A 15,616-nucleotide genomic window follows, 5' to 3' on the forward strand; every position below is an offset into this window, starting at 1 on the left:
AGGAAGGTGTTAAATTACTTGAGCCCACTGGAATTTTTGGTGGGTAAACGTGTGTCACTTATGTTGGCAATCTAGGACCTACAGTTAACGTCCCGCGGAGGGCCGGAGCTTTACTGCCTGCGATTGTTAATTTTTTTGAAGTGGCCACAGTCCTTACACTTTACTCCGTGCTGATAAAAAAACAGCGGCATCCCCAAAAGCAGAAAGACCAGAAACGCGGGCTTTTTCCCCTTGGTAAAGGGCTCTAGATTTGTTGAGGAGCAGCGCTCGCATTTTCTTTTTTCCCTGCCGCCTAATGCTTGATCCACAAGTGCGGAACGATCCTGATTCAAGATATCTCTGGCTTCATCAACATCGGTTTCCGTAACCTGAAGCCTTACGCCACCCATAGCATCAGAATATAGCCATTGCATATTTATTGTATGTTCATCTGCAATGAAAGCCTCTATTCCCTCAGACTCAAGTCTCACCTTCGCAATCTGCGCTTCATATGGAAATGAGAATCTAGCGATGGTTACTAGCATGCTGACTCCTTGGAACTTAACGCCCGCCGAACAGGCGAGCAACTTATTGCGAGTCCAGCGCACTACTGGCACTGACATGAAACGGTTCCCCCATAACCTCAACCACCTCTGGAACAGGAAAGTTGTTGCCACAACAGTCTATTTCTATGTATTCAATCATCCCTGATTCTCCAGAGAAAATTAGGATTTCTAACGTTTTACCTTTTTCTACAAGATTAAAGTTTGCTTCAAAAAAAACACCATACTTACCTGGAGCGGCAATCCCTTTAGTAGAAGCCGGGACGAGAACCTTGAAGCTATTACATCCGCACTGACAGAACTCAGTAAACACAGCTTTATCGAGGTGATTCTTTAGCGCTTGTACATCAGGGAACTGACACCTCTCTAATATGAAGTTAATCCAATCCCGTGCCCTATGCTCGTTATTCATTGGCTCTCTAACCTTCGTAATTGCGACTGGTTTGGAGTGCAGCGGAAAACCTGCCCGCCAACCAGCGCTTATATGGTGTTTGGCACTGATCCAATTTTTTTACACTCAACGATTAGGCTCTTTACGAGTTTCTTTCCATCTTGATTTAGCAATTTGTTATGTTTTTCCGGTTGGAGCAAATAAGGGGACCCTATAACATCTATCGCCAAACACTTTAATCGTACCGCTTCCAAATCTGGATTCTCGATCTTACAGGATTCAAAATAGCCCCACGCCTCCCAATCAATTTTGTCGCCATGCCAACTCTCTAAAAATTCAATTACCTCATTGGCAGATCGACTGACAGGCTTATTGTTTTGACGTCTGAAAAGCACAATCAGAACCACAACTAAAACGCTGAGCAATAAGATGTACTTCATAGTATTTGACACCTAACATTGATATATAGTGGTCATAATGACTACTACTTACTTCGCCACTATTTCTGATCGAAATTTACGCCAACACACCATCTTCTTCCACTAAATCAAAACCTTACAGTCACTTGGCACTAGAGAACCAACTGGGAAAGCGATTATCATGGCCACTATCCACAACTTTCGCTATCCTCGCAGCCAGCTTATTTTAAAACATTTTTTGGTAAGTTTTGGCAAATCAGGGAAATAACAATCACCGTGAGCGAAAACCACTTGGTAAGCTGCCTACTTTAAGAATGGCGATACTACTAGATGGCTTGGCTATCCCAATACATCCCACTAATGCCCCCAACACCTGCCTCACCTCACCGGCCAAATTCGCACTGACATTCTCAGTAATCTCGAGCGGTGTTACCTCCGATTGATGCTGGTGACCCACTTTGCAATTGCCAAGTATGTCAAATATTGTTGTATTCCAGGAATTATATGTTCAATTTTCAGACTGCATTATTTTCTGAGCGCCCCGCCCAGATGCTTAAAAAAGCGGCTCAATTCCTGCACGAGCAGCCAAATATGAGATACTCCCCCTTTATAAAATCTCTATCGCAGCAGGAAAGGTATATGACCAAGCTCGCAATCGCCCTGATAGCTATCCTTGTAGCCGGATGTAGTGCGACGACAAGCCTTACGCAGAAAAGCGTCGCAGAAGTGCGGCAGGCCGTGACGATACAAAATGATGCAAAGAGCCCGGTTATTGAATATAGCGGACCTCCGATGCAGGCCACCACCGACGGTTCAGACCACAACCTGTACTACTACAATCTTCGAGCTGTTGAGAGCAGGGATGGTGGGAGTATTCAATACCGGTTGCATATCGATATCACTTACCGGGAAGACTGGCGTAACTATGAGTTGGCGTCATTTCGCGGCGGGCACCAGGTTGATGTAACTCAGGTCGATAAAAAAGTCCTCAACTGTGCTAGCTCAATCAACTGTATGCTTGAAGAAACAGTTGAGGTCTCCCTGCAAGAAGATCAGATAACCAGCGCGCTCGAGCGCCGCGAAAACCTCCGAGTAAAACTTAAGGCAAAATCCGGGCACCGCTCAGTGGTCGAAGTTTCCAGCTCTTATCTGATGGGCTTTTACGCTGCGATTGTAAACCGTCAAGGCTAAGGTACAGAGGGCCGGAGCGGCAGTCCCGTTTCGCGGCCTTTAACCATCCAGGCGGTTATTTTCGACCGCCACCGTTTGGTATTCTAACTGGGCTTCTGCGGTCTTTGCCAAGCCTTCTTCAACAGTTACCGCTGGCTTCCAGCCCAGCAATTCCTTGGTTTTCACGATATCCACCTGTAAAGAACCACATAACCGATCGGCCACCGCCTTCTTCCCAAACAAGGAAAGCATAAAAACCAAAACAGATTTTGGCACGGGCAATAGCCGAGCGCGGCATTGTAGGGCTGTGGACAGACAAGTTAACAGCTCAGTGATCGACATATCCCTATCATCAGAAACAAGGAAGATCTGGTTTTTGGCCTTGGGATGGTCAATACAAACCGTGATCAAGTCGATCAAATTATAAACAGAAACCAAGCTGCGTCGATTTTCAATAGAGCCTAGTGGCAATGGGATACCTTTCTGCAACCAAACCATCATGGATTGAAAGTTGGCTTTTACCCCAGGGCCATAAACCAAGGGTGGGCGGATTATCACCACTTCCAACCCCGTCTCTTCGGCAAGTGCCAGCAGCGCATCTTCAGCTTCCTTCTTGGAAACAGCATAGGGGTCTTCTGGGTGGCAATCGTCTAAAGCGGAAAACGAGCTTTGGCCCGCTGTGGACTCTCCATTCACCTTGATAGAGCTTAAGAAAATAAATCTTTTCACTCCAGACACGGCGGCCTGCTGAGCAAGCTGGAGTGTGCCATCCACGTTGACTTTGCGGAACTCAGCCAGGGGATCGGTTGCGCTTTCCTGCATGACATGGACACGCGCTGCCGTATGGATCACCACGCTAACCCCCTCCAGGGCAGCACTCCAGTCTGTCTGTGCATCTAATCCCTGTATCTGGAAGCCTCCCTCCACCGGCTGGCGATACACTGGTAGTACCCTATAGCCTTTATCTCTTAAGGCTGGTAATAGTGTACACCCCACAAACCCGCTGGCGCCGGTCAGTAACACACGCTCTTCCACAAAGATCACTCATTTCAAAAAATAGTAATTGGCCGATAGTCTACAGATGGACAGGTATCGAGTCACTGGTACTGACTGTTGCCAAACAGCGTAGGGGGTGAAGATCCACTTACTGAGCGACCAGGCTACGATTTAGACTGAGCAAGATATAGCGCAGTTTGTAGGCTTTTACTCTTCTCTCTTATTCTGCAGATCACAGTGCCGTCTTTGATTCCTCTCCGCATTTTTTAATCTAGCCCTGACATTTTCAAATGCCCGCTTATGAGGTGCAGCCGTTTCTGCATTGCCCCACTTAACCTCCCATTTCTCACGGGCTTCGAGGCAGTCCTTCGCTTGACGGTATTGCCACTGAGCCACGGCGCAAGGTGTTAACCTCTGCGGGGCTCGGCGATCGCAAATACGGTGGTATCTTTTGCGGGCCATAGTTGCCTTAAAATCATGCTCAGTCACGGCATCAAAGTGGCGAATAGGCAGCGGCTGCGCCCTTGGTGAGGTTGAGATATCCCAGGCAATTGTCCTAAATAATACGATCCCCAGAAGTTCGCCGGAAGCATACTGGTAAGGGGTTTTACCTACTGACCATATAAAGGTTTGAGAGACCAGCTCTCTGTTTATAGCCGGAAGCCCTCCGCTAGAGGCACTGCTACCACGAGAAGTGCTATTGCTATAAGTGCCACTAGAGGAACTATAGAAAAGGAGCCCCAAAATCGAGCCGTCGCTTCGGCGCCGATCCGGGCCCATAGCCGCATCAAGGCCTCCAACAGCCCTGGAGTGAACTTCAGCAGCCGTATGAAGAGAAGTCAAAACTACAAGCAGCATCAGGCTGAACAAGCCAAATAGCATCTCAAATCTACCGCTTCTCTGAGTAGCTCGCATAGATCGGCCCTGGTGCGTTGCAATGTCGACCTTCTCAGTCAAATGCTGATAAACCGGCACACTAGTGTAGTATGCCGTACTGTAGTCTCCCACAGAGTCTCAGGGGCAGTTAAAGGTGCTTTTGCAGCTCTTTTTGACTTAACACCGGAGCAATCCAGATTTCCGTCCCCAGAGCAGAGAAAAATTTTTATTAAAAGTCATTACATGATACTGACGCTTCTGCTTGAGAACAAAAATAGCGGCGCGCTTGCCATCCTCAAGGTAGAAACAGGAGGATTCCGGGTTAGCTGTGGTGATTAAATCATTAAATACCCTGGGCATCGATTTGTCGGTTATCGCATTGTTTTCACTCTTAACGGGCATCAACACCTTCATTAATAGCCGTGTCTGATTTCCTGTCTTTACTGATTAAGGTTGTCGGATACAAACAGAATCAGTACTCGGAAAACTGAACGAAGTGAAATCACTATTTTTCCTTTGAGAGTATATTCCCGTTAAAACTGGCTTAAGCCTTTATCAGGTTATTATCATCCTCCTGATCGGGTATTTTCTCTTGCCAATGAATCCACTTCAAGTCCACCACCATGATGGTGTAGAGCACAGGCACTAACATTAAGGTTCCACAGGTTGCCAAAATTAAACCGCCTATCTGCGCAAAACACAGCGGCTGCCAAAGGGGACCACCGTGGATAGCCAGGGGCACCAAGGCACAGGTAGTGGCAGCGATGGTAATCAGGATCGGGCGCAGGCGTAAAATTCCCGCATCTAATAGGGCTTCCCGGAACGGATCTCCAGCCGCATGTCGAACTTCAATGAAATCAAACAGAACAATAATATGGCTCACTATCACCCCCACCAAGCTAACAATCCCTAAAAAGGCCATAAAACCAAAAGGCTGCCCGGTAACAAAAAGAGCCGTCAATGCTCCGACCATTCCGAGTGGTACTGTGGCAAACACCACCAATGGTTTTAACAGGTTGCTGAACTGAAACACCAGGGCCAGAAAAATAGCGCCGGAAGAAACACCAAGAATCATTAACAGTTGCGAGAAACCGTGTTTTGAATTCGCTGCATCACCAGAGGCTTGTAACTGGTAGCCACTGGGTAAGGTCTTTTGCAGGGCCTCCAGTTCATTTTTTATATCCCCCATAATATCTGAGGAAATATATCCACTATAAGGATAGGCAAATACGGTAATGGTTCGAAATTTCTCCAACCGCCGTATTCTTTCTGTCCTAAAGTCTATCCTCGTAGTGGCCACCTGCTCTAATGGAACCCTTACTTCACTATCGGAGGCAAACACATACAGATTATTAATATCCTCCAATTGCCCTCGCTGATCCAGTCGCAAGCGGGCCACTATTGGTATTTCCTTATCGCCCTGGCGCAAGGTGGCTACCTCAGTACCGTTAATGCCTGTTGAAGAAGACAGCGCGATATCTGCATTAGTAACTCCAGACATGACTGCTCGATCCTCAAGAACATTCATGTATAGGGTTAAGCTTTCACCGCCCCAATTCTCACGTACAGTGCGCGCATACGGGGACGTCTGTACGATATGTTTTACCTTTTGCGCAATCTGGCGCAGGATGGCGATATCCTTCATTTCCTCTTCGGAACCGGTCGTGACACGCCCAGATACACGAATTTCAAAGGGGTAATCTACCGGTGTAGTCTGCAATTGACGCACATCCAGGTCGGCGCCAGGGATATTTTTACTGAGGGCCTGCTGAATAATTGGCACCAATTCCGGTGTCAGATTCTTGTTACTAAGCCGAATAATAATCTGGCCATAGTTGGCCTGCTGGGGGCGGGGATTCACGGTATACCAAAATCGTGGAGCTCCCCCACCCACCGTAGTACTGAGTGCTTGCAGGATTGACTCTCCCGAGTTATCGCCATTTTCTTTTTGATATTTTTCAATCGCCTGCCGAATCACCTGCTCTGCCAGCTTGGTAACACTATCAGTGGCATCAATACTCGCATCATTTTGCAACCACACATCCACATAGGAAAGATACTGTATATCATCAGGGAAGAAGGCATTCTTTAGCAGAGCTTTTAGTGTAAATCCGCCTGCTATCACAACCACAAAAGCTAAAAGTACAAATTTTCGATGATCTATCGCCCAGCTCGCTGTCCGATAGTAATACCCAGTAAGACCATGTTTCCGCCTTTCCTCCAAACTTGCTTCGCTGCGTTTTGGGGGACGTAAAATGAGATTACCGATGAAAGGGAGAAAGGTCATGGATACGATACGTGAAGCAATCAGCGCGCAGGCCATAACCACCGGCAAGCTGTGCAGGAAGTCACCTTGATTACCGGTTAATAGCAAGAACGGTAGATAGGCCACTACATTGGTGAGCGTTGCGAAGAAAATAGCCTTGGCGAGCAAGGTTGGTCCGAGCCAGGCGGCAATAAACGAGGGTTTGCCCGCAGCCATCTGCCGCTTAATTGCATCCCCTGCCACAACCGGGTCATCCACCAAAAGCCCCAGAGCAATAATGAGTGCGGCGATAGAAACCTGCTGAATATCCACACCCAAGAACTGAATAAAACCAAAGGTCATCGCCAGGGTTATCGGGATAGAGATCATTAACAGAACGGCAGAGCGCCAATCTGAAAACCCTATAAAGGCAACAATTACTACAAGAATAATGGCTTCAATCAGCGCCTCAATAAAAAGTCCGACACTTTCCCTTACTTGCCGGGGCTGATCTGAAACCCGCTCAATAATTAAATCTGGTGGTAAGTCAGCATGGACCTGCTCCAGTAGTTGAGTGAGTACTTTGCCCAGCTTACCGATCTGCTCCCCATCGCGCATTTGTACTGATAAATTAATACTGCGATGGCGATGCCATGTGCCATCCTTGGATCGGTTGACATAATAATTCAGCAGCTCTGGCGGCGACTCATAACCCATCGATACATCCAACACCCCACGCAAATAAACTGGTGTGCCCTCTTTACTAAGATTGATAGGCACATCACCGATTTCCTCATAGTTGCTAAAGTCCCCACTGGGAAATATTGCAACATCCATATCCTCCACCGTCAGGGTACCGCCGGGGATTGTTGTATTACGCGCGTTTAATATTGGGGCGATCATATCCGGGCGTAGGCCATATGAGGCGAGCCGCTCCTGGGAGTAGATCAAATCGACTTGCTGCTGTAAAACCCCGGAGCGCAGTACCCGTTTAACCTGGGGAAGTGTGCGAATATTTGCAGCGATCAAATCGGTAAAATCATCCAACTGCCGATAACTATATTTTGCTCCTGCTACTGCCGCCAATCGCTCGCGAGTTTCAGTAATATCCCGCACGATAAATGGCTTCCAGGCATCGGGAAAGAACTTCTGTGCGCTGAGTCGGTCATTGAGAAAGCGCCTTTCTGCGAACATCAGCTCTTCATCCGTTTTATCCGAGGTAAAATCCACGCCAATGTAGCCGGGACCGGTCAGCACTTTAGGCGCGATGCCATAACCCTCCTCCTCAATCCAGTGGGAAAACACACGAAAAGCCGCCATCGCATTTGCACCATGCACTGCCAGTGGCAGCGCCACCATAATGCTCACACGCTGCTCCAGCCCCTGGCGTTTATATTCGGCACGCACCTCGGTTATTGCCTCACGAATATTCTCCGCTCTGAGACTTATTTCGGTAGCGTCTGCCCGTGGGCTGGCCACCGCTAAAAGTACGGCGGCCGTATCGCCAAACTCAGTATTAAATTGTGTGGGTTCTGTACCTGTTGGTAACTGGCCCTGGGCATCAATCAACTTTAAATTGATGTCATTGAATGCCTTGGTAACATCTGTGTGGGGTGCTAGCTGGGTTTGTACAATGGATACACCATCGAGCGTGAGGGACTTTATAGCGAAAGAGCGGGCATCTGGCTGGTATAGGTATTCGCTCTGGGCAATTGCATCCTCTATCTGGCGTGTTACCAGTTCCTCTACCTTAATAGCGCTCTGTCCAGGCCATTTGGTGGTCGCCGTTGCTATACGTACGGGAATATTCGGATCTTTACTCTTGGGCATCGCAAGGTAGGAGATAAGTCCCCAAAACATGACGCCCACCAGTAATGCCCAAGAAATAGAGGGATTATCGACAAAAAAACGGGCGGTATTGAAGCGGTGTTCACTCTCCGCCTCCAAAATTTCCTCTCTGGTTTTTTCATCCTTATCCACCATCGATATTCCCTTGGGACATTAGGGCACTATCCTCACCGCTTGACCGTCCTGCAACTGTGCCGCGCCATTGGATACTATCCGCTCTCCCACCGTAAGCCCTTGTAAAACCACAATACGATTACCAATTACCGGGCCAGGAATCACTCTCCGTACTTTTGCCCGTAAGACTTTTTGGTCGACTTGCAAAACAAAAACTGCAAAGCCCTCCCCTCCATTGGAGTGCGTCACCAAGCAGGACAAAGGGATAACTATACGATTGCGGATTGCTTTGCCCCGCTCCAGTAGGAGACTCATAACCATGCCCGTTTTCAGCAGAGCATCAGGGTTGGGGACAGTCACAGTAATAGCGAAAACTCTGGTGCGCTCTTCAGCCTCGGGCGAAATCTCGGTGACCTGACCGGTAAATACCTTTCCCGGCATAGATTCAGTACGCATAGACAGTACACTGCCCAGCTTGATATAGCTCAACACCACATCGGGCACGGTGAACACCACCTTAACGCGGGCCGTATCGGCAACCACAAATCCCACAGTGTCTTTATGCACCAGGGTGCCGACTTCAATTTTTCGTTGCAGAATTACGCCGGTAAGAGGGGAGCGAAGCACCGTATCATTCAGGTTCTCTTTCGCATGATCCAGGCGCGCTTTGGAGCCAACAACCGCTGCCTGGGATATCTCATACTCCTCCCTGGCGGCATCGTAATCCGGTGCGGTGATACTTGCGGTGGCGAACAGGGCCGAGGCCCGCTTGTAATCCAGGTCCGCCTTGCGCCGGGCAGCCTCGGTCTTGCTCACATTTGCGGCGGCCTCCACCACTTTATCCCGATACTGTTCATCATTGACTATTGCCAGTGGCTCGCCCCGAATCACAATGTCCCCGCCCTGGAGTATTCGTACCTCATCCAGGGCCTTACGAGTGGGTATTTCATCGATATAGCCCTCTGTGCGAAAGGCCACATTCACTTGGGTATAGGGATTCACCACAGCTGAATACGGATAGCCCTCCACACCAGATTCGATGCGCGCTATCGCCGCCTGTACTGGCACAGGGTTTCTACCAGGAGGTTCACTTTGGCAAGCGCTAAGCATGAACGAAAACAACAGCGGGAGCAGTAAGCGGAGCACCACTACACCTCCCCAACCGCTTTTTCATATTCAGCGAGAGCCCCCCAAACAGAAAGCACCGCTTTGTTGTAATCGCTATTGGCGCGGTCAAGCTGAGTTTCCGTCTCAAGTACATTCGTAAGAAGTGTCGTCTGCTCCCGATAGCGGTTGATCATCACACGCAACTTTTCCCGGTATGCAGCTTGTAGCTCTCTAGCCACCCCCACCGATTCCTGTGCGGTGCGCAACTTGCGCAGGCTGTCTCGCACCTCGATTTCAATTTGATTGCGCACCTCGCCCATTTTGACTTCGGCCCCGGCAATCTTACTTGCCCGACTGGACAGCTCGTCGCGCTTGCGCCCCCAGTCAAAAAACTCCCAGCGCATGTCCAAAGCAACAAAAATTTCTGCGTCGGGAATAAGGCTTACGTCATACAGTTTGAGGTAGCTGAAGTGAAGATCCACATCGGGTATGTACTCCGACTTTTTCACGTCGTAGCTGTATTCGGCCTTCTCGATAGCCAATTGCGACTCAATAAAGTCGGCGCGCTGCTCAAAAGCCAGTAAGAGGGATTCATTGGTGTCATAGACCAACTGATGGGGAACGGGAAGGTGCTCGATGCTAAACGGTGTCTCCACATCACGCCCGAGCAACGCGTTGAGCCGCTCCTTAGCCGTGATCATCTCGTCAACACGCCGCTGACGCTCCAATCTGCGCTGCGCCAGCCTGGCGCGTACATCCAGTAATTCGTACTCCAGAGCCACCTGTTGATCAACGTAATTACCCACCAGGTCACTAAGGGCACTCAAAAACAGGATGGACTCATCGATCGCCTGTAAATCGCCGATAATCCGACCTACCTGGAAGTACTGCAATTTCACCAGATAAGCTACGTCTTGCTGGGTCCAGCGCACTTTTTGCACCGCCATCTCAGTGGTGACATAGCCTTCACAAATTTCCAGGGCAATGGTGTAAAGGCGGGTCAAAGGCTGACGCGCACTGACAGAGACAATCTTTGTCGTCCCCTCCTCTGTGGTGATCTCCACATTGTCTGGCGGTATTGGTCCTATTTCAGAATCGGGAACAAGGCTACCCTCAGGAAAGGTGTAACTCTGGGTGGTGAGATTATGATTGATGGCGGCATCCAGCTCGAGCCGGGGATAGCGGCGGGTCTTCAGTGCTTCGACCATATCTCCTGCCTCATCCACTTCCAGTGCCGCGCCCTGCACCCGCAGATTGGTCCTGATTGCCGTTTGTACCGCCTCACTGAGGGGCAGCACCGGCTCGGGGACAGAGCTCCAGGCAGCACCCATTAATATCCATATTGCGAACCCGCCTTTGAACAACGATCACCCCTAGCTGGCAACAGCACACACCCGCTCAATGTATAAATATTTAAGATCAGATAAGTATATGTGCTTCGCGCCCCTGGCTATGCCGGGGAGCCTATCCCAACGCCAACGGATAATTTCCTTCCTTTATTTCTATTTCTGATAACCCTTCTAACCCTTGCCCTACCCACCAGTGATCTTAGAGCACCCCTCCCCCAGCAAAACGCGGCAAAGGCGCCAGCGTGAAGTTTCACCTGCCCATTTCCATTAGCTAGGCTAATAACTGGCGGCGATCAAAACCGTTTGTTGTTGGTTCCTGAGCAGTTCTATGGCGGTGAAGTTCCTCCCGGTAATTGTGATTCTAATTTGCTTGATCGCCCTGGCTGGGGCGCTCAGTCTGCTGCTCTATTTCGATCTGGATGAACGGTTGATCGAACTGTTCCAGTGGCTCAATGATCGGGGCTGGCAGACCAGCCTGCTGTTTGTATTGATTGTGGCGGCGGCAATCGTGCTCTTGCTGCCGGGCGTTATTTTCACCATGGGGGCCGGGTTCGTCTTCGGAGTGGTTAAAGGCACCCTATTGGTACTGGGGGGAACCGTTCTCGGCGCTACCCTAGCCTTCTTGATCGCCCGCTATTTACTCGGAGAAAGGCCATCGCGCTGGATTATGTCTCATATCAAACCCGCTACCGTGGGTGAAGTGATCCGGCGCGAGGGCTGGCAGATGATCATGCTCACCCGCCTGGTACCGCTGTTTCCCTTCAAACTCTCCAATTATTTCTTTGGCTTGACACCGGTGCGCCTGCGCGACTTTGTTCTGGGAAATGCGCTGGGGGTAATTCCCATTACGCTGAACAATGTGTACGTGGGCTCTATCGCCGCAGACCTGACCTCCCTGGGCGAAGTGGAAGAGCGCACTACCGTACAGTGGGCTCTGTACATCATGGGTTTCGTACTCGCGGTACTTGCCCTCATCGGCCTAACACGTATGGCGCGACGCGCTCTTAAGAAAATCGTGAAAGAAGAGGACCTCTGATGCCCTGGATGAAATGGCTACCGTGGCGCTTCTTCGTACGCCGATTCGCCACGGCCCACGGTTTCCTCGACCCCTTGACACTCATGGCGCGCCTGCAACGCTTTGCCGAGCCCTCCGAGGTCAGTGAACCCATCGAGCTTCTGCGCGCCGGAGCGGTGTTTCACGCCCGCGCGCTGATCAACAGCAAGGTAATCCAGCACAACCTGGACTGGGTCTGGCCCTACTGGATTCAACGCCAGTTTGATCCACTCGATAAGTCGTTTATCCCCCGTGCTTTCTCCATTACCCATTGCAACCTCAGCCATCGTAACTGGACCGCCGTAGGTCTGCCGGACTGCGAGGCTCTGCCGGTGATTGATCCCCGCGGGATGGTCACGCCTCACTACGATGGCTGGTCTATCGATGCCTGGGTGATCGGTAATGCCGGCGAGGAGCTGACTCCCGCCTCCCTCGCCTACTGCGAGCAGCACCAGGAACTGGGCAACAACCTGGCCGTAGTCACAGAGTCGGCCCACAGGGGACTGAAACTGCGCAACCAAGTGCAGGTAGAGGCATCGCGGGGCACGCCCCACTGCCATATCCACCTCACCGCCAGCTGTAGGGACAGTGGCTGGCTGCTGGTGGTACTGCGCCCCTGTAATCCCGAGGGGGTCAGCTTTGTGCATAAAGTGCGCTTGGGTGACGATGGGAAATCCTGGCTGATCGAGGATCAACCGGCGGTGACATTTAGCCAACCCATTGATAAGCACCTGGCATCGGATTATCGCGGTGGGGATATCTATCTACATCTGAAAGACGAAACCGGCAGCATGCAAGGCGAATGCGATGTGGGTATGGCCACGGCGGCCGCCATGTTTCGACTGGAGCGACACAAACCCCTGAAGTTGGATGTTTCTATCCCCTTGAGTTCCGAGACCGACAAAGACACCGTGGTCAAAAGTTGGAAAGAGAGCCTGTCTGGGCACTGTGCGCTCAAGGTGCCGGACCGGGATTTTCAATTCCTCTACGACTCGGCCATTCACACCCTGATACTCCACTCGCCCAAAGATGTGTACCCCGGCCCCTATACCTATAAGCGATTTTGGTTCCGCGATGCCGCATTTATGATCCAGTCGCTTCTCTACGCCGGGCTGATAGACCGGGCGGAGCGGGCCCTGGACCAGTTCCCCCATCGACAGAAGCGCGACGGTTTCTTTCACTCCCAGGACGGTGAGTGGGACTCCAACGGCGAGGCCCTGTGGATCTTCAACCTGTTCTGTCAGCTGGCCAACAAACCCCTCAAACAGCTCTGGTGCGAGCCAATACTGAAGGGTGCCCGCTGGATCATCAACAAACGTCTGCCCGAAGACGGCAGCCGCTGTGCAGGCCTGCTACCGGCGGGCTTCAGTGCCGAACATTTAGGCCCCAACGACTGCTATTACTGGGATGATTTTTGGGGGGTGGCCGGGTTGCACGCCGCGGCCGACATCTGTATCAGGGAAGGTATCGACGATAACGCGCACCGATTCAACACCGCCGCCAATGATTTCCAGCGCACCATCGACGAGAGCCTCAGTACAGCCCAGACAAAGACCGGCCGCGCGGCCATGCCGGCCTCACCCAACCGGCGCCTGGATGCAGGGGCCATTGGATCCGTAGTCGCTGGCTACCCACTGCAACTCTACCCGCCGGATGACCCCCGCCTCACCGACCTCGCCGACTACCTGATCGACAACTGTTTTGTCGGCGGCGGATTTTTTCAAGACATGATTCACTCCGGCATCAACGCCTATCTCACCCTGCACATCGCCCAGGTGCTGCTGCGCGCCGGCGATAGACGCTGCCTGGAATTGATGCGTAATGTTGCCAAGCTAGCCTCCCCCACGGGACAGTGGCCCGAGGCTATCCACCCCCACTCCCTGGGCGGTTGCATGGGTGATGGACAACATGCCTGGGCAGCTGCGGAGTGGATTGCGATGCAGCGCAACTGCTTTGTGCGGGAGGAACAGGACGCACTGGTTCTTGTCTCAGGATTACCGCCAGAGTGGCTTAAAGATTCATCCGCCAAGGAGCCAATTCGTTTTGGCCCGGCGCCAACCCGCTTTGGGGTGATTTCACTGGAAATTACACCCGGAACCCACCCCAAAGTATCCTGGACGGCAGACTGGTATGGAAAGCCACCGGCCATTGCGATTAACCCCATCGGCTTTCCACCCACCCTGGTTGGCGAGGGGCTACAGTCTGTGGAGTTAAGATCTCAGTGAATATTGTCATGCTGACCAACACCTATCTGCCCCACGTCGGCGGCGTGGCGCACTCGGTCGCTGCATTCAGTGAGGAATACCGCAAGCGCGGTCACAAAGTGTTGATCGTCGCCCCGGAGTTTCCGGAAAAAATTGCTGGCGAAAGCCATGTTGTACGCATCCACGCCATCCAGAACTTTAATGGCAGCGACTTCTCCGTGGCCTTGCCTTTCTCCCCAGATTTGAGCGATCGCCTGGACCAGTTCAAGCCGGATATCGTCCATGCCCACCACCCCTTTCTTCTCGGCATGACCGCTTTGCGGGTGGCGCGACAGCGGGAACTGCCCCTGGTATTTACCCACCACACACTCTATGAACACTACACCCACTATGTACCCGCCGACTCACAAGTACTGAAACGCTTTGTGGTTGAGCTCGCCACCCGTTATGCCAACTTAGCCAACCTGGTATTGGCGCCCAGTCTCAGTATTGTCAAACTGCTGCGTGAGCGAGGGGTTAAGACCCCCATCGCCGAAGTACCTACCGGTGTTCAGCTGGAAGATTACAGCAATGGTGACGGTAACAGGGTGCGCCGCCGCCTGGGTATCCCCCGATCGGCCTTTGTAGTGGGCCACCTCGGGCGTTTCGGGCAGGAGAAAAATCTGCGTTTTCTCTGCAATGCGGTCGCCCGATTTATGCGGGATAACGAAAACACCCATTTCCTCTTTGCCGGTAGCGGCCCACTCGAAGATGAGCTACAGGCCATCTTTGCCAGTCGCGGCTTGTCCCAGCGGCTGCATATGCCCGGGGCGGTGCTCGGCGAAGCCCGCCGAGATATGTACAGTGCCATGGATACGTTTGTCTTCGCCTCCACCAGCGAAACCCAGGGACTGGTACTCTCCGAAGCCATGGCTGGCGGCGTGCCGGTTATTGCCCTGGATGCCAACGGTTCGCGAGAAATGGTGCGCGACGGTAAAAATGGCCGGCTAGTGGGAACGGTAAACCTGGATGACTTTATTGAGGCTATCCGCTGGCTCTACCAGCTGCCCACGGAGCGGCGCCGAGCCCTCAACCGCGAGGCCCTTAGCACAGCACAGGATTTTTCCTTGTACAGCTGTGCCCAACGGGCGCTCGACCTCTATCAACCTCTGCTGAAATATGGCTGGGCGATGGATGACTCGCTCTTCGCCCAGTGGTTGCGTATGCGCAACCTGGTCGGCGCCCAGTGGGAAATTCTCGAAGGGCTGACAGGGGCTGCCGGCGCGGCATTCAGCCAAGCGTCGGAGCAGTAAGAACAAACT

At 51.6% G+C, this 15,616-nt stretch carries 11 protein-coding genes; 4 read left to right on the forward strand and 7 right to left on the reverse strand.

Annotated elements, in window-relative coordinates; translation table 11 throughout:
• Positions 1-110: 110 nt before the first annotated feature.
• The 3 genes from Q1A69_RS15135 to Q1A69_RS15145 all read right to left on the reverse strand — a co-directional run bounded on the left by Q1A69_RS15135 (position 111) and on the right by Q1A69_RS15145 (position 1,373).
• Positions 111-524 carry a DUF2007 domain-containing protein gene (locus Q1A69_RS15135; RefSeq protein ID WP_299587071.1) on the reverse strand — a complete coding sequence of 138 codons (414 nt, stop codon included), beginning with the start codon at positions 522-524 and terminating at the stop codon, positions 111-113.
• A gap of 43 nt (positions 525-567) precedes the next feature.
• Positions 568-954: a hypothetical protein gene (locus tag Q1A69_RS15140; protein ID WP_299587074.1), complete on the reverse strand. Its 387-nt coding sequence runs from the start codon at positions 952-954 to the stop codon at positions 568-570.
• Positions 955-1,022: 68 nt separating this feature from the next.
• Positions 1,023-1,373: a hypothetical protein gene (locus Q1A69_RS15145; RefSeq protein WP_299587076.1), complete on the reverse strand. Its 351-nt coding sequence runs from the start codon at positions 1,371-1,373 to the stop codon at positions 1,023-1,025.
• Positions 1,374-1,991: 618 nt separating this feature from the next.
• Between Q1A69_RS15145 and Q1A69_RS15150 the strand changes: the two genes are divergently transcribed.
• Entirely contained in the window at positions 1,992-2,543 is a 552-nt protein-coding gene (locus Q1A69_RS15150; protein WP_299587079.1) for a hypothetical protein, read from the forward strand.
• A gap of 39 nt (positions 2,544-2,582) precedes the next feature.
• Here the strand turns inward: Q1A69_RS15150 and Q1A69_RS15155 are convergent, their stop codons facing one another.
• The 4 genes from Q1A69_RS15155 to Q1A69_RS15170 all read right to left on the reverse strand — a co-directional run bounded on the left by Q1A69_RS15155 (position 2,583) and on the right by Q1A69_RS15170 (position 11,072).
• The gene (locus tag Q1A69_RS15155; RefSeq protein ID WP_299587081.1) at positions 2,583-3,557 is read right to left on the reverse strand and encodes an SDR family oxidoreductase; all 975 of its coding nucleotides are present in this window, start codon (positions 3,555-3,557) and stop codon (positions 2,583-2,585) included.
• 1,381 nt (positions 3,558-4,938) lie between these two features.
• Positions 4,939-8,622 (reverse strand): efflux RND transporter permease subunit, encoded by a 3,684-nt coding sequence (locus Q1A69_RS15160; RefSeq protein ID WP_299587084.1) that lies wholly within the window; start codon positions 8,620-8,622, stop codon positions 4,939-4,941.
• An 18-nt stretch (positions 8,623-8,640) separates the two neighbouring features.
• Positions 8,641-9,669, reverse strand: coding sequence for an efflux RND transporter periplasmic adaptor subunit (locus tag Q1A69_RS15165; RefSeq protein ID WP_299587086.1), 1,029 nt, complete (start codon positions 9,667-9,669; stop codon positions 8,641-8,643).
• 80 nt (positions 9,670-9,749) lie between these two features.
• Positions 9,750-11,072: a TolC family protein gene (locus Q1A69_RS15170; protein ID WP_299587089.1), complete on the reverse strand. Its 1,323-nt coding sequence runs from the start codon at positions 11,070-11,072 to the stop codon at positions 9,750-9,752.
• Between the two features lie 313 nt (positions 11,073-11,385).
• On the opposite strand from Q1A69_RS15170, the gene Q1A69_RS15175 reads away from it, so the two are divergent.
• Genes Q1A69_RS15175 through Q1A69_RS15185 form a run of 3 tightly spaced genes read left to right on the forward strand, consistent with a single transcriptional unit; the run spans position 11,386 to position 15,607 of the window.
• Entirely contained in the window at positions 11,386-12,093 is a 708-nt protein-coding gene (locus Q1A69_RS15175; protein WP_299587092.1) for a TVP38/TMEM64 family protein, read from the forward strand.
• Entirely contained in the window at positions 12,093-14,336 is a 2,244-nt protein-coding gene (locus Q1A69_RS15180) for a hypothetical protein (RefSeq protein ID WP_299587094.1), read from the forward strand. The genes Q1A69_RS15175 and Q1A69_RS15180 overlap by 1 nt, the downstream gene beginning before the upstream one ends.
• Positions 14,333-15,607, forward strand: a complete 1,275-nt coding sequence (locus tag Q1A69_RS15185) for a glycosyltransferase (protein ID WP_299587097.1) — start codon at positions 14,333-14,335, stop codon at positions 15,605-15,607. Before Q1A69_RS15180 ends, Q1A69_RS15185 begins: the two co-directional genes overlap by 4 nt.
• Positions 15,608-15,616: the final 9 nt, after the last annotated feature.

Origin of the sequence: uncultured Microbulbifer sp., from assembly GCF_947498635.1 — a bacterium.
Taxonomy (GTDB): domain Bacteria; phylum Pseudomonadota; class Gammaproteobacteria; order Pseudomonadales; family Cellvibrionaceae; genus Microbulbifer; species Microbulbifer echini.